Below are 25,738 nucleotides of genomic sequence, written 5' to 3'. Positions count from 1 at the left end.
AAACCTTGTGATGAGTAAATTATGAACAGAATAATTAACTACTGAACGGCCGGAAGAGTGGGGATTACCCCCGGCGTTTCACGATAGCGCCGCCATTGCGCCGTTATAATCCAACAATATCTTCACATTCACAAACTCGCGATCGGTGTCTGGGCTATTCCATTGTGACAAACCGACACACTTCTCTGCGCTAATTTGCCGATGAGTTAAAAAGCCGTTAGCGCGAAGACGGTTTGATTTGAAGGCATTCTGATGTTCAAGAAATATTTCACTTGCAGTGATTTCAATGGCCGAAGGTAAGCGTTATGACCTTTTCTCTTGCAGTATATTGCCAAAAACGGTAAAGAAGGCGGCAAATCGTCAGGCCAAAATAGGACCGCCCTGCTGCCAAAATGTGCGTTATGCCGCATTCTTGAGAGCTTTTTCATAGGGTGAATATGTTCGTTAACCTGTATGTATATTAGCGGATGAACCTTCCGCGTTCCCTTTTTAGCCGCGGTGCCTGCCTGTTGCGCAAACAGGAAGCGCCTGTGAGGAAGCCATATTTCCGGTCCTGTTTCCCGTGCCTGCATTTGATGAATCGCAAAAGATATAACGGCGAAGCCCCGTTTATGCCGACCTGAATCCGCAGTCCGATCCGGGAAGGCTTTCGTCCCCGCTTATTCCTACCCGCGGCGATAAGCCAGCCGCCGGGAATATCCGCAGCGGCAAGTGGCAAGTGCCAAGTGGCAAGACAACGACCTCATCAGGTCGCATTCGCTCAGGTGTCGCCGCGGCATTGCCTCTACTGCCGAGTCATGTCTCATATCGAGGCATATCAGCAACAGGAATCCTTGGGCGCCGTCCATCGCCCGGGCCACTGCCTATTGGCAGGCTAGCAATAACCGCCTTCTCTCGCCGCGTTGAGACGCGCTGACGGGCCTTGGTGCGAGCGCTACGCCACCCAACCGGTCTATAAACCCTATCTGGCCGCTAGGCTCCGGCGTGGCCACTATGCCCCTTGGCGCGGCGCGCGTGGCTGTCCTCCTGCCGGCTGGCGCATAAACGACCGCGGCGGAGACCCCAGACATGACAGGCAAAAAAAAAGCGGCCGACCGGCCGCTTTTATCGCTATTGGGTGGCGATACATTAACGCTGATAATACTCGCGATACCATTCGACGAAATGTTTGACCCCTTCCGCCACCGGCGTCTGCGGTTTGAAGCCAATCGCGCGATACAGCGCCTGCGTGTCCGCGCTGGTTTCCAGCACATCGCCGGGCTGCATTGGCAGCAGATTCTTCTCTGCCTGGATACCGAGGGCCTCTTCCAGCGCCTGAATATAGTCCATGAGCTTTACCGGCTGACTATTGCCAATATTGTAGACGCGATAAGGCGCGGAACTCGCCGCCGGCGAGCCGGTTTCCACCGTCCAGCCGGCATCCGACGCCGGAATAACGTCCTGCAGACGCATGATGGCTTCGACAATGTCGTCAATATAGGTAAAGTCGCGCAGCATGTCTCCGCCGTTGTAGACGTCGATACGCTCGCCGTTGAGCATCGCCCGGGTAAACTTGAACAACGCCATATCCGGGCGCCCCCATGGGCCATAAACGGTAAAAAAGCGCAGGCCGGTGGTCGGCAACCGATACAGGTGCGCATAAGTGTGCGCCATCAGCTCATTGGCTTTTTTGGTGGCCGCATACAGCGACACCGGATGATCCACCGCATCGTCCGTGGAAAAGGGCAACTTGCGGTTAAGGCCATAGACCGAACTGGAGGAGGCGTACAGCAGATGCCCCACCTGCGTATGCCGGCACCCTTCAAGGATATTAAGATGACCGATCAGATTGGCGTCACCGTAGGCCAGGGGATTGTCCAGCGAATAGCGTACCCCGGCCTGTGCGCCAAGGTGGATCACCCGCTCAAACCCTTCATCGGCAAACAGGCTGGCGATGCCCTGCCGGTCCGCCAAATCAAGCTTGTGGAAACGGAAAGCGTCATAGGCCCGCAGACCGTCAAGACGGGCTTGCTTTAACGACACATCATAATAATCGCTCAGGTTGTCGATACCGATCACCTGATGACCGTCAGCGAGCAGACGCCTGCTGACATGATAGCCAATAAAACCGGCGGCGCCGGTGACCAAAAATTTCATCGCGGTCTCTTAGGAAGGAGAAGCAAGCGACGCGCCGCGGCCAATGCCATAATAGACAAAGCCGCGATTAGCGAGGCGTTCCGGATCGTATAAATTACGGCCATCAAAGATCACCGGCTGTTTCAGCGCCGCCTTAAGGACATCGAAATCCGGCGCGCGGAAGTTCTGCCATTCGGTGCAGATGACCAGCGCATCGGCGCCGCGCAGGGCGGCTTCTTTGGTGCCCATCAATTGCAGATCGTCGCGGTGGCCGTAAATGCGCTGCGTTTCATTCATCGCTTCCGGATCGAAAGCCTGAATCGTCGCGCCGGCCTGCCATAACGCTTCCATCAACACTCGGCTTGATGCTTCGCGCATATCGTCGGTGTTGGGTTTAAACGACAGCCCCCACAGCGCAAAGGTTTTGCCGCTTAAATCGTCGCCGAAATGGCGGCGAATAAAGGCCGGCAGTTTGTCTTTCTGCTGGTAGTTTACGTCTTCGACAGCCTGCAGCAGCTTGGGCTGATAACCGATCTGCTCGGCGGTCCGAATGAGCGCCTGCACGTCTTTCGGGAAGCAAGAGCCGCCATAGCCGCAGCCAGGGTAAATAAAACTGTAACCGATGCGCGAGTCCGAGCCAATGCCCTGGCGTACTTTCTCCACATCCGCACCCAGCAATTCCGCCAGATTGGACATTTCATTCATAAAGCTGATTTTGGTGGCCAGCATACAGTTGGCGGCATATTTGGTCAGCTCGGCGCTACGGATATCCATCAGGATCATCCGGTCGTGGTTGCGGTTAAACGGCTCGTAAAGCTCATGGAGTAATTCCACCACATCTTCATTGTCGGTGCCTACCACAATTCGCTCAGGGCGCATGCAGTCGGCTACCGCCGCCCCTTCTTTCAAAAATTCAGGGTTGGATACCACATCGAACGTCAGCGTACTATTGCGGCTTTGCAGCGTTTCCTGCATCACGGCGCGGACTTTATCCGCCGTACCCACCGGCACGGTGGATTTATCCAGTACCACTTTGTGATCGTTCATGTGCTGGGCGATGGTCCGCGCTACGGCGGTCACGTATTTCAGATCCGCAGAGCCGTCTTCGTCCGGCGGCGTTCCTACCGCGATAAACTGCATGACGCCATGATTGACGCCGGCCTGCGCATCCGTCGTAAATTTTAGCCGTCCGGCTTCATAATTCTGCTGCACCAGCGGCGTCAGCCCCGGCTCGAAAATGGGAATCACGCCTTTTTTCAGATTCTCGACTTTGCGCTCATCCACGTCGACGCACAACACGTCGTGCCCCACTTCGGCTAAAACCGCCGCCTGCACCAAGCCGACATAGCCGATACCAAAAACCGTTACTTTCATGTTGGATGATCCTGGTCTGTGTCAATATGTAGCCAAAAAGCTTCAGCGCTTTATTCTGTGATGGCGTCTTTTAACCACGTTTTGAATTCTTTGCCAAGACTTTCATGACGCAGGCCATATTCAACGAACGCCTGCATGTAGCCCAGTTTGTTGCCGCAGTCGTGGCTCAGCCCCTTCAGGTGGTAGGCCTCGACGGTTTCTTTGTCCATCAGCATAGCAATCGCGTCGGTCAGCTGAATTTCATTGCCGGCTCCGGGAGGGGTTTTTTCCAGCAGTGCCCAAATATCGGCGGACAGCACATAGCGGCCAACCACGGACAGATTAGACGGTGCTTCTTCCGCCGACGGTTTTTCGACCACGCCCACCATCTCTACGCTATCACCCGGATTGAGGGTCTTGCCCTGGCAATCCACCACGCCGTAGCTGGTGACATCATCCACCGGCTCGACCAAAATTTGACTGCGGCCGGTATCTTCAAAGCGTTTTAGCATCGCCGCCAGATTTTCGGTCTGTAGGTTAGATTCATATTCATCGATAATCACGTCGGGCAGGATCACCGCAACCGGCTCATCTCCCACCAGCGGGTGCGCGCACAACACCGCGTGCCCCAGGCCTTTGGCCAGCCCCTGACGAACCTGCATAATGGTTACATGGGGGGGGCAGATCGCCTGGATCTCCGCCAACAGTTGACGCTTGACGCGTTTTTCCAGCATCGCTTCCAGCTCGAAACTGGTATCGAAATGGTTTTCAATGGAATTTTTGGACGAGTGGGTGACCAAAATGATCTCGTTGATGCCTGCGGCGATACATTCATTCACCACATACTGAATCAGAGGCTTATCCACCAGGGGAAGCATTTCCTTCGGGATCGCTTTGGTTGCCGGCAACATTCGTGTGCCCAATCCCGCCACCGGGATTACTGCTTTTTTCACTTTTGTCGTAATAGCAGACATGAACCACCTCTCTTTCGTTAAGATAAAATTTTATCTCTATAATATGTTTAACTTTTCGATTATATCAGTTTCGGCATGGGAAACCCGTGGAATAATGGGCGTTCAGTCTAAAATAGGACAATTACCCAATAGTGAGGGTTAAAAGGTATTAACTTGATTATTCTGTATACGAAAGCCGACGCGCTGGACGGCTAGTCGGTGTTGAGCATGAGCCGCAGACGGCCGCCGGCGCCCCAGACCTGGCATTGCCAGGCGGTGCAGTGCTGGCTGACCTGATTGAGGTAGGCATTCCCCATCGAGCCGAGCGGTACGCCACTATTTAACTGGATTTGCTGGTTATTGGTATTCAGTGTGGCGTTGAGGCCGGCCGACACTAAAATTAAATTATTCATTACGCGATGATAATAGCCTACTAATAAAGGAAATTGTCCTTCAAGATTCGCTTTACGCAAAAGTTGATTCACCTGTTTCAACAAGGTGGATAATTCCGGCAGCCGGTGCGCGCGATTGGCTAAATGCGCCTGTAGCAGGCCGTTGAACAGCGCTCGTAACAGCAAGGCCGCCAAAACCCCTTTCTCTTCGGCACGGGTGACGTCCAGGCAATAAAAAGCCAGATCGTGATCGGAAAGCGCGGCGATATCCAGCACCAGGCCCGGCTGCTCCGCCATGGTTAACTGGCGATAATTGACCCGGCATTGCGCAATATTCTGCTGAACCGGAGGCTGTAACTGTTTGAGTAGTTTCGCCGCGGCCCCCGGATGCTGGCTCAGCGCGTCCCAATCCTGAAACAGTTGCTCTTCTTCGTCGACTTTGGAGGTGAACATATCGGGATAAAGACAGCCCAGCACCGTTTCGCGCAAACGGGGGAAATCCTCCACCGGTTTCAGCAACACGTCCTGCACCCCGAGCCGAAGAACCCGGGCGATATCGGTCATTTGATCGGTGCCGGAGACAATCAGAATAGGGGTGGTGGTATCGGTCGCGCGAAAACGCTCAACAAAGGTCAGACCGTTCATTTCGGGCATTTCCAGATCGCAGATGATAAGATCCGGACGGATGGACGCCAACTTATCCAGCGCGTGTTGCCCTTGATCGGCCTCGACGACATCAGCCCCTAATGTCAGCAGAAATTGCTTCAGTACGGATCGAAAAACAGCCTCATCCTCAATGATAAGAACAAGTTTGTTTGCTAACGGTTTGGCCATTGAAACCCCTTCCTCCGCTTATTTCTAACAGTGGCTGCAACACACCACTTTTGCTTATAAGTAATGACAGGGGCTGTTTAGTCTGCTGCTGGTTTTTCATCCGCTCACATAATCATAAAACCTGGTGCCCGGCTCTCCCGACGGCCCCATTACTACCCCATTTAACGGCCATGATGCCGTCGCCGACGACGTTAAAATCCCATTGCACCTCTTACGAGCGTAGTCGCCATTAAGGAAATTTGCATCTTTGCAGTGCAAAATGATGGAGCTTTCTGTCCGGCTTGACAAGGGCTAACCGCCGATACAGGGTAAAACCCCGCCCTTGTGGCCACCGCCGGGCATTTTATTCGCCGGTGTTTAGCCAAAATAGTCGCAGCGGCGGTCGCTTTGGGTAAAATACCTTTTTGTCCCCCGCATGTGCGATCGCGTGGGTCGCTACCCCCTCATTGAACAAGGAGTCGCGTGCGCTCAATTTGCCCCTGCGACAGCGGTAGGCCATATGCCGACTGCTGTGCCCCATTCCTTTCGGGTGACCTGCTGCCCGCGACCCCCGAACAGCTGATGCGTTCACGCTACAGCGCCTTTGTGGTAGAGGATGTCGATTATTTAGTTGCCACCTGGCACCCACAAGCCGGCGCCGCGGCGTGGCGCAATGAGCTGACCGACGGCTTTCGCGCCACCCGTTGGCGCGGTCTGCGGGTGATCGACTGCGCCGCCGGCCAAGATGCCGGCCAGGGCTATGTGGAATTTATCGCCCGCTTTTACGACGAGCGGCAGCGGCGCAACGGCTTTATTCACGAACGTTCCCGCTTTGTCCGCCTCGATGAACGCTGGTATTATGTCGACGGCCGGCATATTGTACCCGGCAGGAATGTGCCGTGCCCGTGCGGCTCCGGCCTCAAATTCAAAAAGTGTTGTGGACAATAATTCGGCCGCCGCTCCCTCGCGGCCCGCTTCATGGCAAAAATCAACAGACAGGACAGGATCCGCAAGTCAATGCAGTCGCAAAATGTACAAAGAAAGGTATTACGCACCCTGTGTCCGGATGCCAAAGGTCTGATTGCGCAAATCACCAGCATTTGCTTCAAGCATCAGTTGAATATCGTGCAAAATAACGAGTACGTTGATCATCATACCGGTCGCTTTTTTATGCGCACCGAATTGGAAGGATTATTCAATGATGCTGCGCTGCTGGCCGATCTGGACGCGGTACTTCCTGCGGGAACGCTGCGGGAATTGAATCACGCCGGACGGCGCCGCATCGTGGTGCTGGTAACGAAAGAAGCCCATTGTCTAGGTGATCTGTTGATGAAAAGCGCTTATGGCGGTCTCGATGTGGAGATCGCCGCGGTCATCGGCAACCACGAAACGCTGCGGCCGCTGGTAGAACGGTTTGATATCCCCTTCCACCTGATAAGCCATGAAGGGTTCAGCCGCGAGGAGCATGATGCGCGCATGATGGCGCAGATTGACGCCTTCGCCCCGGACTATGTGGTACTGGCGAAATACATGCGCGTACTAACGCCGACATTTGTGCGTCATTACCCCAATCAAATCATCAATATTCATCACTCGTTCCTGCCGGCGTTTATCGGCGCGCGTCCGTATCACCAGGCCTATGAGCGCGGGGTGAAGATCATTGGCGCCACCGCGCACTACGTTAACGATAACCTGGATGAAGGCCCTATCATTATTCAGGACGTGATTCACGTCGATCATACCTACACCGCGGAAGATATGATGCGCGCGGGGCGGGACGTGGAGAAAAATGTCCTGAGCCGAGCGTTATACCGCGTGCTGGCGCAGCGGGTGTTCGTCTACGGCAATCGGACCGTTATTTTTTAACGCCGCGCGGCGTAGGGGCCATCATCGCGCGCATTTCGTCCGCGGCTGGAGAAAAAAGCGGCAAAAGAATCGGGGGGCGCGCGTTAGCGCTTTACAGCGCCGCTTTATTTGATATGATGCGCCCCGCTTGACGCGTTATTGTCATCTTTCGCTCAGGTGGGGTTCCCGAGCGGCCAAAGGGAGCAGACTGTAAATCTGCCGTCACAGACTTCGAAGGTTCGAATCCTTCCCCCACCACCATTTCATCAAGCTTCTTGCTAACCACCACCACCTAAGTTTCCCTGATATTCGCGGGGGAAGGTGAGAACCTTCGACCAAGGTTCGTGTCGAGCGGCGCGAGACAACGATGCGCAGCATCGGCCCGTAGGGTGAGCCGCAAAGCGGCGAATCATCCTTCCCCCACCACCCTTTCATCAAGCTTCTTGCTAACCACCACCACCTTGGTTTCCCTGATATTCGCGGGGGAAGGTGAGAACCTTCGACCAAGGTTCGCGTCGAGCGGCGCGAGACAACGATGCGCAGCATCGGCCCGTAGGGTGAGCCGCAAAGCGGCGAATCATCCTTCCCCACCCGCACCCTTAAACGTCCTGTTAACGGCACACGGACCTCTTTCTCGCCCGACGCTGACATTGGCCGCGTTTTCATGGCTGACGGTTTCTGCTAACATCTGCCGATAACCTCTCACCTGGCAGAAACCATGAAGTTTGTCTCATTCAATATCAATGGGCTACGCGCGCGCCCCCATCAGCTTGAAGCCATCATCACGACACTGCAGCCGGACGTGATCGGTCTACAGGAAACCAAAGTTCACGACGATATGTTCCCTCTCGAAGAGGTCTCTCGCCACGGTTATCATGTGTACTATCATGGTCAGAAAGGCCACTACGGCGTGGCGCTGCTCAGCCGGGAAAAACCGTTAGCCATCCGCCGCGGCTTTAGTACCGACGGCGACGACGCCCAGCGCCGGATTATCATGGCCGATTTCATCACGCCCAAAGGGGTATTAACGGTGGTTAATGGCTACTTTCCCCAGGGTGAAAGCCGTGACCACCCGGTCAAATTTCCTGCCAAAGAGCGCTTCTACCGCGATCTGCAAGACTATGTGGAACAAAGCCACCACGGCGAATCCCTGCTGCTTATCATGGGGGATATGAATATCAGCCCCACCGATCTGGACATTGGTATCGGCGAAGAGAGCCGTAAACGCTGGCTGCGCACCGGGAAATGCTCTTTCCTGCCGGAGGAGCGCGCCTGGATGGACCGGCTGTTGACGTGGGGACTGGTGGATACTTACCGCCAGGCCAATCCCTCCGGCGATGATCGTTACTCCTGGTTTGACTATCGCTCGCGCGGCTTTGATGATAACCGTGGTCTGCGTATTGACCTCCTGCTGGCCTCGCGGCCGCTGGCGTCCGCCGTTCGGGCGACCGGCATCGATTACGGTATCCGCGCGATGGACAAACCGTCCGATCACGCGCCGGTGTGGGCGGATTTCGATTTGTGAGTGCCATGCCGCCGCTTACGGTGGTGGCGGGGCTTATCGTCCGCGACGGCGCCCTGCTACTGGCCCGGCGCGATGAGCGCCGTGACCAACCGGGCTTGTGGGAATTGCCCGGTGGCAAGGTGGAGCCGGGCGAAACACAGCCCCAAGCGCTCAGGCGCGAGCTGTTTGAAGAATTATCCCTGCACGTGCGGATAGGCTCGTTTGTCGCCCTGCATCGCCGTGTCCTAGGGGAGCGAGAAATTCTGCTCTACGGCTGGCGCGTGACCCACTTTCGCGGCGAGCTGGAGTTACACTGTCATAGCGAGTGCATTTGGCTTCCTCCTTCGCGCGCGCTTGCCCTGCCGCTGGCGGCGGCGGATGCCCCCCTCATTCAGGCGTTAATCGCCCAAGACGCCGCCCGACGATAAGGGCCCAATAATGGTCTTACCTGACGCCGCGCGGGCGCGCGCGATGTGCTTTACGCCGCGCTGCCGGCGGGCGGACGCGGGTCGGTGGAAGGTTTGGGCGGTTTACGCCTACGTCGTGCGCCTTTGACCGGCGGTTTTTCGGTCGCCGGCGGCAGACCCCGCAAGGATGAGGGCGCCGGCTGCTGGCGCGCCTGATGAATAAGTTGCTGTAGCGTTTGCGTCAAGGGCTGCATAAAATCTTGATAGCGGCACTGTTTCTCGCTTATTTGGGTGAGCGACGATTCCCACTGCGCGGTCATATCCGGGCTGGCGGCGCTCGACGGCAGCGCATGGATCAAACCGCGGCCGGTATCGCTGGCGTGGATGTAGCGTCCTTGTTTAAACAAAAAACCACGCTTAAACAATAATTCGATAATGCCGGCGCGCGTCGCTTCGGTGCCCAGCCCGTCGGTGGCGCGCAGAATTTTCTTTAGCGCTTTATCCTGGACAAAACGGGCAATCCCGGTCATCGCCGATAATAGACTGGCGTCGGTGAACGGCCGCGGCGGTTGCGTTTCACGCGCCACCACTTCCCCCCGCTCGCAAAGCAGCGTATCCCCCTCGGCGACCACCGGCAATGGCGTGCCCTCGTTCTCCTCATCCCGCTCTTTCGCGCCCAGCAGCGCGCGCCAGCCGCTTTCGGCAAGAAAACGGGCGCGGGCGACAAATTTGCCCCCGGCGATAGCCAACTCGATAGTACAGCGACGAAAAACCGCGTCGGCGCAAAACTGCATCAAATACTGGCGCGCCACCAGACCGTAGATTTTCTGCTCGCTGTCGTTGAGCGCCCCGCGGCCGGCGCGGGCGGTGGGTATAATGGCGTGGTGCGCATCCACTTTTTTATCGTTCCAGCAGCGGTTGCGCTGGTCGGTGTTCAGTTGGCCCTGCGTCATCAGCTCGGGCTGGTGACCGGCTATGGCGGCCAACACCGCTTGACGTCCGGCGAAATGCTCTTCCGGCAAATAGCGGCAATCGGAGCGGGGATAGGTGATGAGTTTGTGGGTTTCATATAGCCGCTGACAGGTATCAAGCACCTGCTGCGCGCTGAGGCCAAAACGCTTGGCGGCCTCGATTTGCAGCGCCGACAAGGAAAACGGCAGCGGCGCCGTTTCCGATTCCCGTTTGTCTTGATAAAGCACCACCTGCGCCGGCTGGCCGGTGATACGGGCGGCCACATGCTCCGCCAGCGGACGATGCAGCAAGCGCCCTTCTTCGTCCTGCCAACTTTCACACGCGTCGCTGGGTACCCATAGGGCGGTAAAGCGTTCTTGTGACGGCGTCACAATATGCGCTTTCACTTCAAAATAGGCTTTTGGCACGAAATGTTCTATCTCTTCGTCCCGTCTCACCACCAGGCCCAACACCGGCGTCTGCACTCTGCCTACCGACAACACCCCCTGATAGCCGGCATTGCGTCCAATCAAGGTGTAAGCGCGGGTCATATTGATCCCATACAGCCAATCGGCGCGCGCCCGCGCCAGCGCCGATACGCACAACGGCACGAATTCGCTGTTATCCCGCAAACGGCTCACCGCTTTGCTGACCGCCTGCGGATTGAGATCATTGACCAAACAGCGCTTGGCGCCGCGGCGTTTGGCCTCGTCGAGCGCCAGATACTCCAGCACCTCATCCACCAGCAGTTGCCCCTCGCGGTCGGGGTCGCCGGCGTGGATAACCTGTTCGGCCTGCGCGAGCAGCGTTTTGATCACATTTAGCTGTTTTTGCACCGCGGGCCGCGGCTGTAGCCGCCACTTTTCCGGAATAATAGGCAAATCCGCCAGCGACCAGCGGGCATAGCGCCCGTCATAGACGTCAGGCTGCGCCTGCTCCAGCAGATGACCAATACACCAGGTCACCACGTGATCCGGGCCGCAGGCGATATAGCCATCGCCGCGGCGATGGGGCTGTGGCAAAACATCGGCGATGGCGCGGGCCAGACTGGGTTTTTCGGCGATAAACAACTGCATCTGTGATGTGTACACCTAATGATAAGCAACCGTCTTGATCGGCACAGCATAGCATTTTACGCCGGCGGGCGCTGCGTCTTGCGCATCTGCTGCGATACGCATCGCGGCCGGCGCGCGTCGAATATTGGCCGCCGACATGCAATCAAAAGCGGCGCACGAAGGCGTCGGTCGCCGGCGGCAATACCGTGGTGCTGGCTTTCAACTGGGGCGTCCCGAGATAGAGAAAACCGACAATGTCATCCTGCTCGCGACAGCCGAAGGCGGCACGTACGTCCGGCTGCGCGGTCCAAATGCCGGTGCGCCAGATGCCGTTAAAGCCCTGCGCCAACGCCGCCATCTGCATGGCGTGCACCGCGCAGCCGGCGGAAACCACCTGCTCCCAGCGCGGTACGTTACTTTGGCTATCGCAGTAGGCCACGACCGCGATAATCAACGGCGCGCGAAACGGCGCCTGTTTCGCTTTCTCAATGCCTTTGGGATCCATGCCGGCGTTCATCGCCGACTGGCTGAGCAACTCGCTCAGCCGGGTGCGGCCTTCGCCTTCGATAATGATGAAGCGCCACGGTTGCAAAGCGCCATGGTCCGGCGCGCGCATACCCGCACGCAGCAGCAGATCCAGCGCCTCACCGGCCGGCGCGGGCTCGGTTAAACGGGAAGCAGAGCGGCGATTTAGTAACAGTTCCAATGCGTCCATGAGTTTACTCCTAAGGTAGAATAAGGCGTTAACGGTATCATAGCGCCCTGACCTGTAATAGCGTGCTACCGTTGTTGAGGGCGGCGGCAGCCCGCTTTTCTCCGTACGCCCGGGGCGAGGGCCTGAACGCGCGGCGGTAAGGTTTACCTGTAGCGTTTTTTAGAGCGCGGCCGAACAAATTTTATATTATGATTTTGGACTTCGCTGTTTTATTGGAGATCTCATGCGCACATTGTGGCGAATTATTTCCGGCCCGTTTAAATGGGGCTGGCGTTTACTGAATTTTATCCGCGAATTTATCCTCAACGTATTTCTGGTGGTCCTCATCATCGTGGTGGTCGGGATCTATTTACAAGTGCGACACACGCCGCCGACGCCGACAAAAGGCGCCTTGGTGATGGATCTGACCGGCACCGTGGTCGATAAGCCGGCAATGAATAATAAAGTCCGTCAGCTCGGCCGCGAATTGCTCGGCGCGTCCAGCAACCGGCTGCAGGAAAATTCGCTGTTTGACGTGGTGGATACCTTGCGCCAGGCGAAAGGCGACGCCAATATCACCGGGCTGGTACTGTCGCTGAAAGATTTCGCCGGGGCGGATCAGGCCTCGCTACAGTACATCGGTAAAGCGTTGCGTGAATTCCGCGATAGCGGCAAACCCATCTACGCCGTGGGCGACAGTTATAGCCAGGCACAATACTTCCTTGCCAGCTATGCCAATAAAATCTATCTCACGCCCCAGGGCGCGGTGGATTTACACGGTATTGCCACGAATAACCTTTACTACAAAACCTTACTCGATAAGCTAAAGGTCAATAGCCACATCTTCCGTGTCGGCACGTATAAGTCCGCGGTCGAACCTTTCCTGCGCGACAATATGTCCGACGACGCCCGCGAGGCCGATAGCCGTTGGGTAGGTCAGCTTTGGCAGCATTATCTGACGACGGCCGCGGCCAACCGGCAAATTACGCCGCAGCAGCTGTTCCCCGGCGCCCAGGCCATGCTGGACGGTCTGCGCGCGGTTCAGGGCAATACCGCGCAATTTGCTCTTAATAACAAATGGGTCGATGAAGTGGCGTCCCGTTCGGCGATTGACGATGCGCTGACCAAGGCTTTTGGCTGGAACAAGCGCGACAAAGCGTTCAACGGCATCAGTATTTACGATTATCAGCCGGCGACGCCGTCGCAGCAGGGCGGGCAAATCGCCGTGATCTTCGCCAATGGCGCCATTATCGACGGCCCGGAAACACCGGGGTCGGTCGGAGGCGACACTACCGCCGACCAGATCCGCGATGCCAGGTTGGATCCCGATATCAAAGCCATTGTATTCCGGGTTAACAGCCCCGGCGGCAGCGTGACCGCCTCCGAAGTTATCCGCTCTGAGCTGGCCGCCGCACGCGCCGCGGGCAAACCGGTAGTGGTGTCCATGGGTGGCGTCGCGGCCTCGGGCGGTTATTGGGTCTCCACCCCCGCCAATTACATCATCGCCAGCGCCAGCACGCTGACCGGATCGATTGGTATCTTCGGGGTGATCAACACCGTGGAGAGCTCTCTTGACAGCATCGGCGTCCACACCGATGGCGTCGCGACCTCGCCGCTGGCGGATGTGTCGATGACCAAAACGCTGCCGTCGGAATTCTCGCAGATGATGCAGCTTAACGTCGAAAATGGTTATCACAACTTTATCGACCTGGTGGCGCAGTCCCGCCACAAGACGTCGGAGGAAGTCGATAAAATCGGCCAAGGCCATGTTTGGATCGGTAGCGATGCCGCACAAAACGGCCTGGTGGACCAGTTGGGGGACTTCGACGACGCGGTAACTAAAGCCGCCGAACTGGCGCAATTAAAGCAATACCAGTTGAACTGGTATCTGGATGAGCCGGGCCTGCTGGATTTACTGTTCACGCAAACCAGCGCGTCGGTATATGCCGTACTGCCCAGCGTGATTCAATCCTGGCTGCCGGCGCCGGTTACACAGGTGGTGGACCGGCTGAAGATGGATGCCGGCCTGGGGTTCAACTGGAACGATCCGCAAAACCGCTACGCGTTCTGTCTCTCCTGCGAGCAAGTGGTACGCTAAAGGAGCTGGCGCCGTTACCGCATCGAAACGGCCCGGCGCGCCAGCGCCCTCGCCTTCACCCACGCCCGGTCTGAACCGGGCGTTTTTTTCTGCTTGCGACGCGTTACGCCCCGGGCGGCTGGTGTTATTTAATAAGCGCCTTATAATTGGCGCAACTGCCCACTACGCGTCGCGCTCCCATGCAGAAGAAATCCATTTACGTCGCCTATACCGGCGGCACCATCGGTATGCAGCGCTCGGACAATGGCTACGTGCCGGTTTCCGGTCACCTGCAGCGTCAATTGGCGCGGATGCCGGAATTCTACCGCCCCGAAATGCCGGACTTTACCGTGCATGAATACGCCCCATTGATCGATTCGTCGGACATGACCCCCGACGACTGGCAAGCCATCGCCCGCGATATCGCCGCCAACTATGACCGCTATGATGGCTTTGTTATCCTGCACGGGACGGATACCATGGCCTTTACCGCCTCCGCGCTGTCGTTCATGCTGGAGAATCTCGATAAGCCGGTCATCGTCACCGGCTCGCAAATACCCCTGGAAGCGCTCCGCTCCGACGGGCAAACCAATCTGCTCAACGCGCTGTATCTGGCCGCCCATTATCCGGTCAAGGAAGTCGGTTTGTTTTTCAATAACAAACTGTTGCGCGGCAACCGTACCACTAAGGCCCATGCCGATGGGTTCGATGCCTTCGCCTCACCGAATTTGCCGCCGTTGCTGGAGGCGGGTATCCATATCCGCCGTGTTACGCCCTCACCGGTATGCGCGGCAGGTGGCCCGCTTATCGTACATCCCATCACGCCCCAGCCTGTCGGGGTGGTCACCCTCTACCCCGGTATTTCCGCGGATGTGGTCGGCAACTTTCTGCGCCAGCCGGTGCGCGCGCTGATCCTGCGCTCCTATGGCGTGGGCAATGCGCCGCAGCACCCGGCGCTATTGCACGAACTTAAGCAAGCGGACGACCGTGGTATTGTGGTAGTCAATCTGACGCAATGTCTCTCTGGCCGGGTGGATATGGGCGGCTATGCCACCGGCAACGCCCTGGCCCGCGCCGGGGTCCTTAGCGGTTTTGATATGACGGTGGAAGCCGCCCTCACCAAGCTGCATTTTTTACTTAGCCAATCGTTGCCCTACCAGGCTATCCGCCGTCTCATGCAGCAGGATCTGCGCGGCGAATTGAGCAGCAGCGATGCATCAGGAGAAAGCCATGGCCAGAGCAATATTGTTGGTTGATTTACAGAATGATTTCTGCGCCGGCGGCGCGCTGGCGGTGCCGCAGGGCGATGCGGTGATCCCCGTGGCCAATGCGGCGCTGGCGCTGTGCGCCCGGTGGAACATTCCCGCGGTGGCCAGCCAGGACTGGCATCCACGGGATCACGGCAGTTTCGCCATTAACGCCGGGCAGCCGGTCAATACGCTCGGCGTACTGGAGGGGCTTGAGCAGATTTGGTGGCCGGTGCATTGCGTGCAAGAGACCCCGGGCGCGGACTTCCATCCCCGGCTTAACCGCGCGGGTCTGGCGGCGGTATTTCGCAAAGGCGAACAGCGCCATATCGACAGTTACAGCACCTTTTTTGACAACGGTCGCCGGGCGCAGACCGTCCTGGACGGCTGGCTGCGCGCGCACGACATCGACCGGCTGACCGTCCTGGGATTGGCCACGGATTATTGCGTGAAATACAGCGTGCTGGACGCCCTGCATTTAGGTTACGCCGTCGAGGTGCTCACCGACGGCTGCCGCGGCGTCAATTTGCAACCGGAGGACAGCGCCGAGGCGCTGCGGGAAATGGCGCGCCGCGGCGCAGAAATGCTGACGCTGGACGCCTTCGCCGCGCGGCTGGAGACCTGTGAGGTTGGCTAACCCCCAAGCCCCCCGCCGAACGGATAACCGGCGCTTTGAAGCGACGCGCCGACAGTCCGCCGAGACGCCGTCGCGTCCCGGGTGAGATCCCGTCGCGCGCTGAGCCGCCGGGGCCGCAAACGAGGCCCATCAGAGCAATCCGCACCGGCGCCTTATTGGGGTTTCAGTACGTCGACGGTCCCGGCCTTCAGTTCTTCCAGCAAGGCACGCTTACTCTTCATGGTAATCTGGCCATCGGTACCGATGCTCATATGCTCGGGGTGACGGTTATGACGCGACTGCCACAGCATAACCATCTGCATACAGTTGGCTTGCTGCTCCGGCGTTAGCGCCACCCCGTCGGGCCATTTGCCCAATTCCACGGCCGTCATCAGCCGTTGATAAATCTCCGGCGTCATCGTCGCCAGAAGCGCTTCAACATCCATTGCCGCACCTTTCATGTGGAATAATTAGCTGAATCGATAAAGCTGAGCTTATCCGGCAATCTCTTCGCCGTTTTCACCGTCCTTGAAGCGCAGAGAGGCGCTGTTGACGCAAAACCGCGTTCCGGTGGGTTGCGGCCCGTCGGGGAATACATGCCCCAAATGGGCATCGCAGGTGCCGCAGCGGATTTCCACCCGCTGCATACCGTGAGTGTTATCCTCAAGGTAGCGGATAGCCTCGTCGCTCACCGGCTCATAAAAGCTCGGCCAGCCACAGCCTGATTCATATTTCGTTTCGGAGTAGAATAGCGGCGCGTGGCAAACCAGGCAATGGTATTGCCCCGTTCGCTTATTTTCTAATAGCTTACCGCTGTAGGGCGGTTCAGTGCCGCGTTGTTGGGTGACATAGCGCTGCATGTCGGTCATTGCTTCATCGGGTAATCGTGAGGGTGTATTATTGGCCATTGTTACGCGTCTCTGGCGAGGGATGGGAAAGCTTTCCAGTAAAGCCATTATAACAAATAATTAACAACGCGGCAGGCAATTTTGGCATAAACTCTATAATGAAATGCTGTAGCCGTGGAAATGTGATTCTTATCACAAATTGCAACTTGTCGCAGTTTATATTGGACGATGACGACCCCATATGAGCTGCAGGTGTGTTGACGTCAATTGCGTACATATCGTGCGCTGAACGGGGTCTGGATTGATTTGTCGCAACTATTGACACGATTCCGCTTGACGCTGCGCGAGGTTTTTGTAAATTTACAAGTAACCTTTTATTCATTATTAAATAGCTGGTGGAATATATGACTATCAAAGTAGGTATCAACGGTTTTGGCCGTATCGGCCGTATTGTTTTCCGTGCTGCGCAGGAACGTAACGACATTGAAATCGTTGCCATCAACGACCTGCTGGATGCGGATTATATGGCCTACATGTTGAAGTACGACTCAACCCATGGTCGCTTCAACGGCACCGTCGCCGTGGAAAACGGTCATCTGGTGGTAAACGGTAAAACCATCCGCTGTACCTCTGAGAAAGATCCGGCTAACCTGAAATGGGGCGAGGTCGGCGTCGACGTTGTCGCCGAAGCCACCGGTATCTTTTTGACCGACGAAACCGCGCGCAAGCACATCACCGCCGGCGCTAAAAAAGTGGTGCTGACCGGGCCGTCCAAAGATAACACCCCGATGTTCGTTATGGGCGTTAACCATAAAGCCTATGATGGCCAGGATATCGTGTCCAACGCCTCTTGCACCACCAACTGCCTGGCGCCGCTGGCCAAGGTTATCAACGACAATTTCGGTATTGTTGAAGCCCTGATGACCACCGTTCACGCCACTACCGCCACCCAGAAAACCGTCGATGGCCCGTCTCATAAAGACTGGCGCGGCGGCCGCGGCGCGTCCCAGAACATCATTCCGTCCTCGACGGGCGCCGCCAAAGCGGTAGGTAAAGTCATTCCCGAGCTGAACGGTAAACTGACCGGTATGTCCTTCCGCGTCCCGACGCCGAACGTCTCGGTTGTCGACCTGACCGCGCGTCTGGAAAAACCGGCTTCCTATGAAGACATCTGCGCCGCCATCAAAAAAGCCGCTGAAGGCGAGCTGAAAGGCGTGATGGGCTACACCGATGAAGACGTGGTTTCTACCGATTTCAACGGCGAGAAGCTGACCTCCGTATTCGATGCCAAAGCGGGTATCGCGCTGAACGACAAATTTGTCAAATTGGTCGCCTGGTACGATAACGAAACCGGCTATTCCAATAAAGTGTTGGATCTGATCTCCCATATCGCCAACAAATAAGTCTGGTGACCGGATGATGAAAGGGCGGCAGCGATGTCGCCCTTTTCTTTTACTCAGGAGGTATAACGATGTCTGACTCTCTTTTTACGTTGCCCGTCAAACAAACCCTGTCGCCGTCTCTAACGCTACGCCAGCAAGATGAATTGCCGCTGGTGGTGGTCGAACATCCGCAGGTACGGGCGGCGGTGACGCTGCAGGGCGCGCATCTTGTCGCCTGGCAGCCGGCCGGCGAAAAGCCGGTACTGTGGTTAAGCGAAAAAAGCGCCTTCCAGGAAGGCGTGGCCATCCGCGGCGGCGTACCGATCTGTTGGCCCTGGTTTGGTAAGGTTGCCACCCCCAACCACGGCTTCGCCCGCATCCTTCCCTGGGAATTAAGCGACCACAGCGAGGACGATAAACAGGTCCAACTGACCTTTACCCTGCGCGATAGCACCTTGACTGAACCGTTTTTTCCCCATCCGTTCACGCTTAAGGCCCACTTTACCCTCGGACAAACGTGCAGTATCGAACTGGTGGCCGAGGGTGAGTATCAGACGACGTCCGCGCTGCATAGCTACTTCACCGTGGGGGCCATTGGCGATATCCACGTCAGCGGGCTCGGCGACAGCTTTATCGATAAAGTCAACGGCGGCAAGGCTGAACAGCAGCAGGGCGATGTGACCTTTGCCGGCGAAGTGGATCGCGTCTATACCGCACCTGAGCCGACAAGCCTCATTCATGATCCGGTGCTGGGACGGGTCATCGAAGTTCACCATCAACACCATAGCGACGTGGTGGCCTGGAACTGCGGGCAGTCCCTTTCGCACTCGATCGGCGATTTCGCCGACGACAGTTATCTCAGCTATGTGTGCGTGGAGACGGCGCGGGTGAACGATCCGCTGGTCAGTACGGCCGCGGCGCCGGCGCGTTTACGGCAGACCCTGCGCCTGCGCAAATCCTAAGCCATCGCTGCGGCGGCGCCCAGCGCCCAGTAGACCGGTTTCAGGCGGATGCTGCCTCTGTGCCAGCTCGCCGCCAACGCTGCGGCGGCGCCCAGCGCCCAGCCGACCGGTTTCTGGAGAATGCTGCCCCTGTGCCAGCTCGCCGCCAATGCTATGACGGCGCCCAATCTTGACCGGGCGCTAGAATCAGGCCCGCGACAGCGGGCCTTGGCTTTAAGCACTATCCAGCGCGGTCTTGCCCCGCGGCGCCGGAAAAGCCCGGTCCAATGCCGCGAGGTGCTCAGCGGATAAGGTGATCGCTAAAGCGCCGGCGTTCTCTTTCACATGCGCCAGGCTGGATGCCTTCGGGATAGCCACCACCCCCGGCTCGCGAATAACCCACGCCAGCAGCACCTGCGCCGCGCTCGCCCCTAATTCGGCGGCAATGCCCTGCACCGCCTGGTGGTGCATTAACCCTGTACGTAATTTACCGGCCTGCGCCAGCGGGCAATAAGCCATTACCGGCAGCCGCCGCTCGCGGCACCAGGGCAGTAGATCATATTCAATCCCTCGCGAGGCCAAGTGATACAGTACCTGATCGGTCATGCACGCGTCGCCGCCTGTCAGCGACCACAACTCTTGCAGATCCGCCACATCCAGATTGGACACGCCCCAGCGGGCGATTTTACCGTCCTGCTGCAGCCGCATCATCGCATCAACGGTGTGCGCCAGCGGAATACCGCCGCGCCAGTGCAGCAAATACAAATCAAGGTGGTCGGTCTTTAGGCGGCGGAGGCTATTCTCACAGGCGGTCAGGGCTTTTTGTCCGCCGGCGTTTTGCGGATAGACCTTCGACACCAGGAACACCTCGTCGCGACGACCGGCGATCGCCTGACCCACCACGCGCTCCGCACCGCCGTCGCCGTACATTTCGGCGGTATCGATAAGCGTTAAACCTAAATCCAGCCCGGCGCGCAGCGCGCCTACCTCCTGCGCGGTATCGCTATTACGCTCGCCCATATACCAGGTCCCCTGCCCAATGGCGGGAACGCAATGGCCATCGGGAAAGCGGATCTCTTTAGCGCTCATAGTCCCTCCTGTACAGATAAATTCGGCCTCCTGTTCTCCCATTGTGCAAACGGGGCGCAAGCGCCCCGTTTTAGTGCATATCCTGCACCATCAGAAGCTGTAGGTGGTGCCAATGCCAATCAGGCCGATAGATTGCCTATCGGTCATCGGACTGTCTTTCGCTTCATCGCTCATACGCAGATAGCGCGCCATCACGTAGGTGCGCCAGCTTTGGGTAATAGCATAGTTCACGGTCAGCTCCACATAGGGGGACCAGCCGTCGTCGGCATGATACTCACGCAGGCCGCTGCGGCGTGACTCGCTGCGGCTCACGCCGTAGTAATAGTTGTTTTGGTCCTCGCTAGCCCACATCGCGCCGATGCCCGGCACCAGGGTAAACCGGCCCTGCTGGATAGGGTACAGGTATGACAGATCGGCGGTGAAACCATCGCTGTTATCCAGAATATCGCCCAAATATTCCGCGCGCACCACCCCCCAATCGGCGGTGTGACTGTAACGCAGTCCGGCCATCACCGTGGAGCGACGCTTGTCCAAGGCTTTCATGTCGTCATAATCATTTTTACTTGGCCGGAAATGCCAAGGCGCATAAACCGCCGTGATCGATAACTGGTTCTGCGGATCTTTCCACAGATAGTAGCCGGCGCTCAAGCCTTTTACATACACGTACTGACTATCGTAATTTATTTGCGGAAACGGCAGAACTTTATCATCGTCACCCCGGTAGGGGCTGGTGGCGTACACGGCTGAGACGCCGAGTGATAAATCGTCGGCCACGGCGGCCATTGGCGACAGCAATCCCGCGATCAAAACGAGGCTAAGCGGTTTAAGAGAATGCGTTTTCACGAATGTATGTTTCCCGTTAAGAAAAAATATGCGCATACTGTAGATATAAGATAAAAGGTCGCGCGCGTAACGTACATCAGTTCATTTACAGACATATAAAATAACAAACATATTATATCTTAAATCTATATATGTCCTTTACATATCTTGCGCATTGCGCCGCAGACCGCATGAGACGGGGCGTAGACGATAAAACGCAAACTGAGTCATTGAAATCTCTTCAAAAAAGGCGCTGGCTACCATGACAATTGTCGGATGCCAACTAAACTTTGTTGTAGAGAAGGATTAATCTGAGTCCGGTAGCATAAAAGTGCGAACAAGTTGGCATAGTGGTTGCTGTACTCAGTGAGCATCTTTTTTTCGGGAGCGGTTCTAGTATTATCTCTTAGCTCCCTTTTAACCTGTGCTAAACGTAAGGACGGGCATCGCTATGAACATATTTGACCATTACCGTCAGCGCTACGAAGCTGCAAAGGACGAAGAGTTCACCCTGCAGGAATTCCTCACGATATGTCACCAGGACCGAAGCGCGTTCGCCAACGCTGCTGAACGGCTGCTGATGGCCATCGGCGACCCTGTGATGATCGACACTGCTCAGGAGCCACCGCTCTCCCGCCTGTTTTCCAACCGTGTGATCGCCCGCTACCCGGCTTTCGAGGAATTCTACGGCATGGAAGAGGCTATCGAGCAAATCGTTTCTTATTTGAAGCATGCGGCCCAGGGGCTGGAAGAGAAGAAGCAAATCCTATACCTGCTCGGTCCGGTAGGCGGCGGGAAGTCGTCGCTGGCGGAGCGCCTGAAATCCCTCATGCAGCGGGTTCCCATCTATGTGCTGAGCGCCAACGGCGAGCGCAGCCCGGTGAATGACCATCCCTTATGCCTGTTTAACCCGCAGGAGGACGCGCATATTCTCGAGAAGGAATACGGCATCCCCCGGCGCTATCTCGGCACCATCATGTCGCCCTGGGCCGCCAAACGGCTGCACGAGTTCGGCGGCGATATCACCCGCTTTAAAGTGGTCAAAGTCTGGCCGTCGATTCTGGAGCAGATAGCCATCGCGAAAACCGAACCTGGCGATGAGAACAACCAGGATATTTCCGCGCTGGTGGGCAAAGTGGACATTCGTAAACTGGAGGACCACGCCCAGAACGATCCCGACGCCTACGGTTATTCCGGCGCGTTGTGCCGCGCCAACCAGGGGGTGATGGAATTCGTCGAGATGTTCAAGGCGCCTATTAAGGTGCTGCATCCGCTGCTGACCGCGACGCAAGAGGGCAACTACAACGGCACTGAAGGCATTGCCGCGCTGCCGTTCAACGGCATCATCCTGGCGCACTCCAACGAATCGGAGTGGGTCCAGTTCCGCAACAACAAAAACAATGAGGCGTTTCTCGACCGCGTCTACATCGTCAAGGTGCCCTACTGCCTGCGGGTGTCGCAGGAAATGAAGATTTACAGCAAGCTGCTCAGCCACAGCGAATTGTCGGAATCGCCGTGCGCGCCGGGTACGTTGGAAACGCTGGCCCGCTTCTCGATTCTGTCGCGGCTGAAGGAGCCGGAAAACTCCAGCATTTACTCGAAAATGCGGGTGTACGACGGCGAAAGCCTGAAGGATACCGATCCCAAAGCCAAGTCATATCAGGAGTATCGCGACTACGCCGGCGTCGATGAAGGGATGAACGGCCTATCAACCCGCTTCGCCTTCAAGATCCTCTCGCGGGTGTTCAATTTCGACCACACCGAAGTGGCGGCCAACCCGGTGCATCTGTTCTACGTGTTGGAGCAGCAGATTGAGCGTGAACAGTTCCCGCAGGATGTGGCGGAAAAATACCTGGAACATCTGAAGGGCTACCTTATTCCGAAATATGCCGAGTTCATCGGCAAGGAAATTCAGACCGCCTATCTGGAATCCTACTCAGAATATGGTCAAAATATTTTCGACCGCTATGTCACCTATGCCGATTTCTGGATCCAGGACCAGGAATACCGCGACCCCGATACCGGGCAGCTGTTCGACCGCGAAGCGCTGAACGCCGAGCTGGAGAAAATCGAAAAGCCGGCCGGCATCAGCAATCCCAAGGATTTTCGCAACGAAATCGTCAATTTCGTCCTGCGCGCCCGCGCCAGCAACAACGGCCGCAATCCGAACTGGACCAGCTATGAGAAGTTGCGGGTCGTTATTGAGAAAAAAATGTTCTCCAATACCGAAGAGCTGCTGCCGGTTATCTCATTTAATGCGAAAACGTCCACGGATGAGCAGAAAAAACATGACGACTTTGTGGATCGTATGATGGAAAAGGGATATACACGTAAGCAGGTGCGCCTGTTATGCGAATGGTATCTGCGGGTAAGGAAATCGTCGTAATACACGACGCGTAGACACTGTCGTCCGGAGGATATAATGGCCTATTTTATTGACCGACGACTTAACGGCAAAAACAAGAGCATGGTCAACCGCCAGCGTTTCTTGCGCCGTTATAAGTCTCAAATTAAACAGTCGATTGCCGGGGCCATCAATAAGCGTTCGGTTACCGATGTGGAAAGCGGGGAGTCGGTGTCGATTCCCAATACCGACATCAATGAACCCATCTTTCATCAGGGCCGGGGAGGCATGCGCCATCGGGTGCATCCCGGCAACGACCATTTTGTGCAAAACGATCGCATCGAGCGGCCGCCGTCGGGAGGGGGTGGCGGCAGCGGTCAGGGCAATGCCAGCCAGGACGGCGAAGGGGAAGATGAATTTGTTTTTCAGATTTCCAAAGATGAATATCTGGATCTGCTGTTTGAAGATCTGGCGCTGCCCAACCTGCAGAAAAACCAGCATAAGCAGCTAAACGAGTACAAAACGCATCGCTCTGGATACACGTCAACCGGGGTGCCGGCTAACATTAGCGTCGTTCGCTCGCTGCAAAATTCGCTGGTCCGGCGCACCGCCATGACCGCCGGGAAGCGGCGTGCCATCCGTCTGCTGGAGGCCGAGCTCGATAGGCTGGCCAACAGTGAACCGGTGCAGTTGCTGGAGCAAGAAAAGATCCGGCGCGAGATCGCGGAACTGCGTCAGAAAATCGATCGGGTACCGTTCATCGATACCTTCGATTTACGCTATAAGAACTTTGAGCGTCGTCCAGAACCGTCCAGCCAGGCGGTGATGTTCTGTTTGATGGACGTTTCCGGCTCGATGGATCAGGTCACCAAGGATATGGCGAAACGTTTTTATATTTTGCTGTATCTGTTCCTCAGCCGCACCTACAAAAACGTGGATGTGGTCTATATCCGGCACCATACCCAGGCAAAGGAGGTGGATGAGCATGAGTTTTTCTATTCTCAGGAAACCGGCGGCACCATTGTCTCGAGCGCACTGAAGCTGATGGAAGAGGTCATCAAGGCGCGTTACGACCCAAATCAATGGAATATCTATGCCGCGCAGGCGTCGGACGGCGACAACTGGGCGGACGACTCTCCTCTGTGCCATGATCTGTTGGCGAATCATCTGCTGCCCATGGTGCGTTATTACAGCTATATTGAAATCACCCGCCGGGCGCATCAGACGCTGTGGCGTGAATACGAAGACCTACAGGCGCGTTTCGACAACTTTGCCATGCAGCATATTCGCGATCAGGAAGATATTTACCCCGTGTTCCGCGAATTGTTCCAGAAACAACTCAACGAGAGCCGCTAATATTTCCACCAACAGCCAGCCTGGTCCGACTGGCTGTTTATTCCTATTGCGTTTCACCGCCCCCTGACTCAAACCGCTCAGGTAACGCCGCCTGACGTGGCCCACCAGCGAATGATAGTTGGCGAGATTGTCGCCACGCTTCGTTCAGTGCTAACGCCGTGCGAAAATCAACTGGCCTGCGGCGCTAGACCGGCAACTGACGGCGTTTCGCCACGGGTGGATAGCGCCAAAAATGACGCTTTTTGATGGGTCATCGGAATTTACTTTCATATCAAATTATTAACCATAGCGTATAATTAACTGACTATCGTCCTGGCAGGGCCACGCTGCTGAGCTGCACCACGGTGTTGGCGCAACGGCGCACTCCTGATGGTGCCGCGCGCGCGGCGCGACGGGTTACCAAGTTGCGCCAGCGTCGCACCCAACAGGGTGCCGCTCGCGCGCGGTGCGGCGGGTTACCAAGTTGCGCCAGCGTCGCGCCCAACAGGGTGCCGCTCGCGCGCGGCGCGGCGGGTTACCAAGTTGCGCCAGCGTCGCGCCCAACAGGGTGTCGCTCGCACGCGGCGCGGCTCTCGCCGTCCGCAGGACCCGGTCAGCCATTCCGTGCTTAACCACGCCAGCATGACGGCAGGCATAAACCCTGCGCGTGGTGCGATGAGGCGCGGCTGAGACGGCTGTCGCCTCGCTTCGCAGGCATGAACGGCGGCGGACGGCCCCTCTCATTGCACGGGAGTAAAACGACATTTTTGGCCCGTTGTGACAAAAAAAGCGCTTAAACGCCTTAAAAGAGATAAATACGAAAAAAACGACTTTTTTGTTGAGAATAAAAAGGGTAGTTTAATCGAGTACCGGCCAGGGATCCGCCGGATCAGGTTTCCCGCCTCCCCCGCTCCCGTCGCGGGCTCCGACGGAGGACACGCCGGGCAGTAAGGTG

At 56.8% G+C, this 25,738-nt stretch carries 21 protein-coding genes, 1 tRNA gene and 2 other RNA genes; 14 read left to right on the top strand and 10 right to left on the bottom strand.

Features of this window, described 5'->3' with window-relative positions:
• Positions 1-1,128: 1,128 nt before the first annotated feature.
• From SANT_RS09260 to rssB, 4 genes are all read right to left on the bottom strand, one after another.
• Complete coding sequence (locus tag SANT_RS09260; RefSeq protein ID WP_025422010.1) at positions 1,129-2,136, bottom strand: NAD-dependent epimerase; 1,008 nt, start codon at positions 2,134-2,136, stop codon at positions 1,129-1,131.
• Positions 2,137-2,145: 9 nt separating this feature from the next.
• Entirely contained in the window at positions 2,146-3,489 is a 1,344-nt protein-coding gene (locus SANT_RS09255) for a UDP-glucose dehydrogenase family protein (protein WP_025422009.1), read from the bottom strand.
• 50 nt (positions 3,490-3,539) lie between these two features.
• Positions 3,540-4,442: a UTP--glucose-1-phosphate uridylyltransferase GalU gene (gene galU / locus SANT_RS09250; protein WP_025422008.1), complete on the bottom strand. Its 903-nt coding sequence runs from the start codon at positions 4,440-4,442 to the stop codon at positions 3,540-3,542.
• A 191-nt stretch (positions 4,443-4,633) separates the two neighbouring features.
• The gene (rssB, locus tag SANT_RS09245) at positions 4,634-5,647 is read right to left on the bottom strand and encodes a two-component system response regulator RssB (protein ID WP_025422007.1); all 1,014 of its coding nucleotides are present in this window, start codon (positions 5,645-5,647) and stop codon (positions 4,634-4,636) included.
• Positions 5,648-6,109: 462 nt separating this feature from the next.
• On the opposite strand from rssB, the gene SANT_RS09240 reads away from it, so the two are divergent.
• The 7 genes from SANT_RS09240 (at position 6,110) to SANT_RS09220 (ending at position 9,403) form a co-directional block, all read left to right on the top strand.
• Positions 6,110-6,574, top strand: coding sequence for a YchJ family protein (locus SANT_RS09240; protein WP_025422006.1), 465 nt, complete (start codon positions 6,110-6,112; stop codon positions 6,572-6,574).
• A 69-nt stretch (positions 6,575-6,643) separates the two neighbouring features.
• The gene (purU, locus tag SANT_RS09235; RefSeq protein ID WP_025422005.1) at positions 6,644-7,492 is read left to right on the top strand and encodes a formyltetrahydrofolate deformylase; all 849 of its coding nucleotides are present in this window, start codon (positions 6,644-6,646) and stop codon (positions 7,490-7,492) included.
• Between the two features lie 155 nt (positions 7,493-7,647).
• Positions 7,648-7,732, top strand: a tRNA-Tyr gene (locus SANT_RS09230).
• A gap of 40 nt (positions 7,733-7,772) precedes the next feature.
• A non-coding RNA gene (locus SANT_RS23330) (RtT sRNA) lies at positions 7,773-7,900 on the top strand.
• A gap of 40 nt (positions 7,901-7,940) precedes the next feature.
• Positions 7,941-8,068: non-coding RNA, RtT sRNA (locus SANT_RS23325), on the top strand.
• Positions 8,069-8,189: 121 nt separating this feature from the next.
• Positions 8,190-8,996 carry an exodeoxyribonuclease III gene (gene xthA, locus SANT_RS09225; protein WP_025422004.1) on the top strand — a complete coding sequence of 269 codons (807 nt, stop codon included), beginning with the start codon at positions 8,190-8,192 and terminating at the stop codon, positions 8,994-8,996.
• 5 nt (positions 8,997-9,001) lie between these two features.
• Positions 9,002-9,403: a pyrimidine (deoxy)nucleoside triphosphate diphosphatase gene (locus tag SANT_RS09220; protein WP_025422003.1), complete on the top strand. Its 402-nt coding sequence runs from the start codon at positions 9,002-9,004 to the stop codon at positions 9,401-9,403.
• A gap of 50 nt (positions 9,404-9,453) precedes the next feature.
• Here SANT_RS09220 and SANT_RS09215 read toward each other — a convergent pair whose 3' ends face one another.
• Positions 9,454-11,409 (bottom strand): DNA topoisomerase III, encoded by a 1,956-nt coding sequence (locus SANT_RS09215; RefSeq protein ID WP_025422002.1) that lies wholly within the window; start codon positions 11,407-11,409, stop codon positions 9,454-9,456.
• Between the two features lie 142 nt (positions 11,410-11,551).
• The gene (locus tag SANT_RS09210) at positions 11,552-12,103 is read right to left on the bottom strand and encodes an NAD(P)H nitroreductase (protein WP_025422001.1); all 552 of its coding nucleotides are present in this window, start codon (positions 12,101-12,103) and stop codon (positions 11,552-11,554) included.
• A gap of 223 nt (positions 12,104-12,326) precedes the next feature.
• Here SANT_RS09210 and sppA point away from each other — a divergent pair, with 223 nt between their 5' ends.
• The 3 genes from sppA to pncA all read left to right on the top strand — a co-directional run bounded on the left by sppA (position 12,327) and on the right by pncA (position 16,043).
• Positions 12,327-14,180: a signal peptide peptidase SppA gene (sppA, locus tag SANT_RS09205; protein WP_025422000.1), complete on the top strand. Its 1,854-nt coding sequence runs from the start codon at positions 12,327-12,329 to the stop codon at positions 14,178-14,180.
• Positions 14,181-14,359: 179 nt separating this feature from the next.
• A complete protein-coding gene (gene ansA, locus SANT_RS09200) occupies positions 14,360-15,415 on the top strand; it encodes an asparaginase (protein ID WP_025421999.1) in 1,056 nt (351 codons plus the stop codon).
• On the top strand, positions 15,390-16,043 hold the full coding sequence (pncA, locus tag SANT_RS09195) for a bifunctional nicotinamidase/pyrazinamidase (RefSeq protein WP_025421998.1): 654 nt from the start codon (positions 15,390-15,392) through the stop codon (positions 16,041-16,043). Before ansA ends, pncA begins: the two co-directional genes overlap by 26 nt.
• Before the next feature lie 152 nt (positions 16,044-16,195).
• Here pncA and SANT_RS09190 read toward each other — a convergent pair whose 3' ends face one another.
• Positions 16,196-16,468 (bottom strand): YeaC family protein, encoded by a 273-nt coding sequence (locus SANT_RS09190; protein ID WP_025421997.1) that lies wholly within the window; start codon positions 16,466-16,468, stop codon positions 16,196-16,198.
• Between the two features lie 48 nt (positions 16,469-16,516).
• Positions 16,517-16,930 carry a peptide-methionine (R)-S-oxide reductase MsrB gene (gene msrB, locus SANT_RS09185; RefSeq protein WP_025421996.1) on the bottom strand — a complete coding sequence of 138 codons (414 nt, stop codon included), beginning with the start codon at positions 16,928-16,930 and terminating at the stop codon, positions 16,517-16,519.
• 344 nt (positions 16,931-17,274) lie between these two features.
• Here msrB and gapA point away from each other — a divergent pair, with 344 nt between their 5' ends.
• Together gapA and SANT_RS09175 are read left to right on the top strand one after the other, a co-directional pair.
• Positions 17,275-18,273 carry a glyceraldehyde-3-phosphate dehydrogenase gene (gene gapA, locus SANT_RS09180; protein ID WP_038668423.1) on the top strand — a complete coding sequence of 333 codons (999 nt, stop codon included), beginning with the start codon at positions 17,275-17,277 and terminating at the stop codon, positions 18,271-18,273.
• A gap of 68 nt (positions 18,274-18,341) precedes the next feature.
• Positions 18,342-19,214: a D-hexose-6-phosphate mutarotase gene (locus SANT_RS09175; protein WP_025421994.1), complete on the top strand. Its 873-nt coding sequence runs from the start codon at positions 18,342-18,344 to the stop codon at positions 19,212-19,214.
• Between the two features lie 213 nt (positions 19,215-19,427).
• On the opposite strand, the gene SANT_RS09165 is transcribed toward SANT_RS09175, so the two are convergent.
• Together SANT_RS09165 and SANT_RS09160 are read right to left on the bottom strand one after the other, a co-directional pair.
• Positions 19,428-20,282: an aldo/keto reductase gene (locus tag SANT_RS09165; protein ID WP_025421992.1), complete on the bottom strand. Its 855-nt coding sequence runs from the start codon at positions 20,280-20,282 to the stop codon at positions 19,428-19,430.
• 90 nt (positions 20,283-20,372) lie between these two features.
• Positions 20,373-21,125: a MipA/OmpV family protein gene (locus SANT_RS09160; RefSeq protein ID WP_025421991.1), complete on the bottom strand. Its 753-nt coding sequence runs from the start codon at positions 21,123-21,125 to the stop codon at positions 20,373-20,375.
• Positions 21,126-21,555: 430 nt separating this feature from the next.
• Here SANT_RS09160 and yeaG point away from each other — a divergent pair, with 430 nt between their 5' ends.
• A complete protein-coding gene (gene yeaG, locus SANT_RS09155) occupies positions 21,556-23,490 on the top strand; it encodes a protein kinase YeaG (RefSeq protein ID WP_025421990.1) in 1,935 nt (644 codons plus the stop codon).
• A gap of 36 nt (positions 23,491-23,526) precedes the next feature.
• Positions 23,527-24,804, top strand: a complete 1,278-nt coding sequence (locus SANT_RS09150) for a YeaH/YhbH family protein (protein WP_025421989.1) — start codon at positions 23,527-23,529, stop codon at positions 24,802-24,804.
• The last annotated feature ends 934 nt before the right edge of the window (positions 24,805-25,738 follow it).

This window comes from Sodalis praecaptivus (genome assembly GCF_000517425.1).
GTDB classification, from domain to species: domain Bacteria; phylum Pseudomonadota; class Gammaproteobacteria; order Enterobacterales; family Enterobacteriaceae; genus Sodalis_A; species Sodalis_A praecaptivus.
This window is presented reverse-complemented; position numbering and strand designations above follow the sequence as displayed.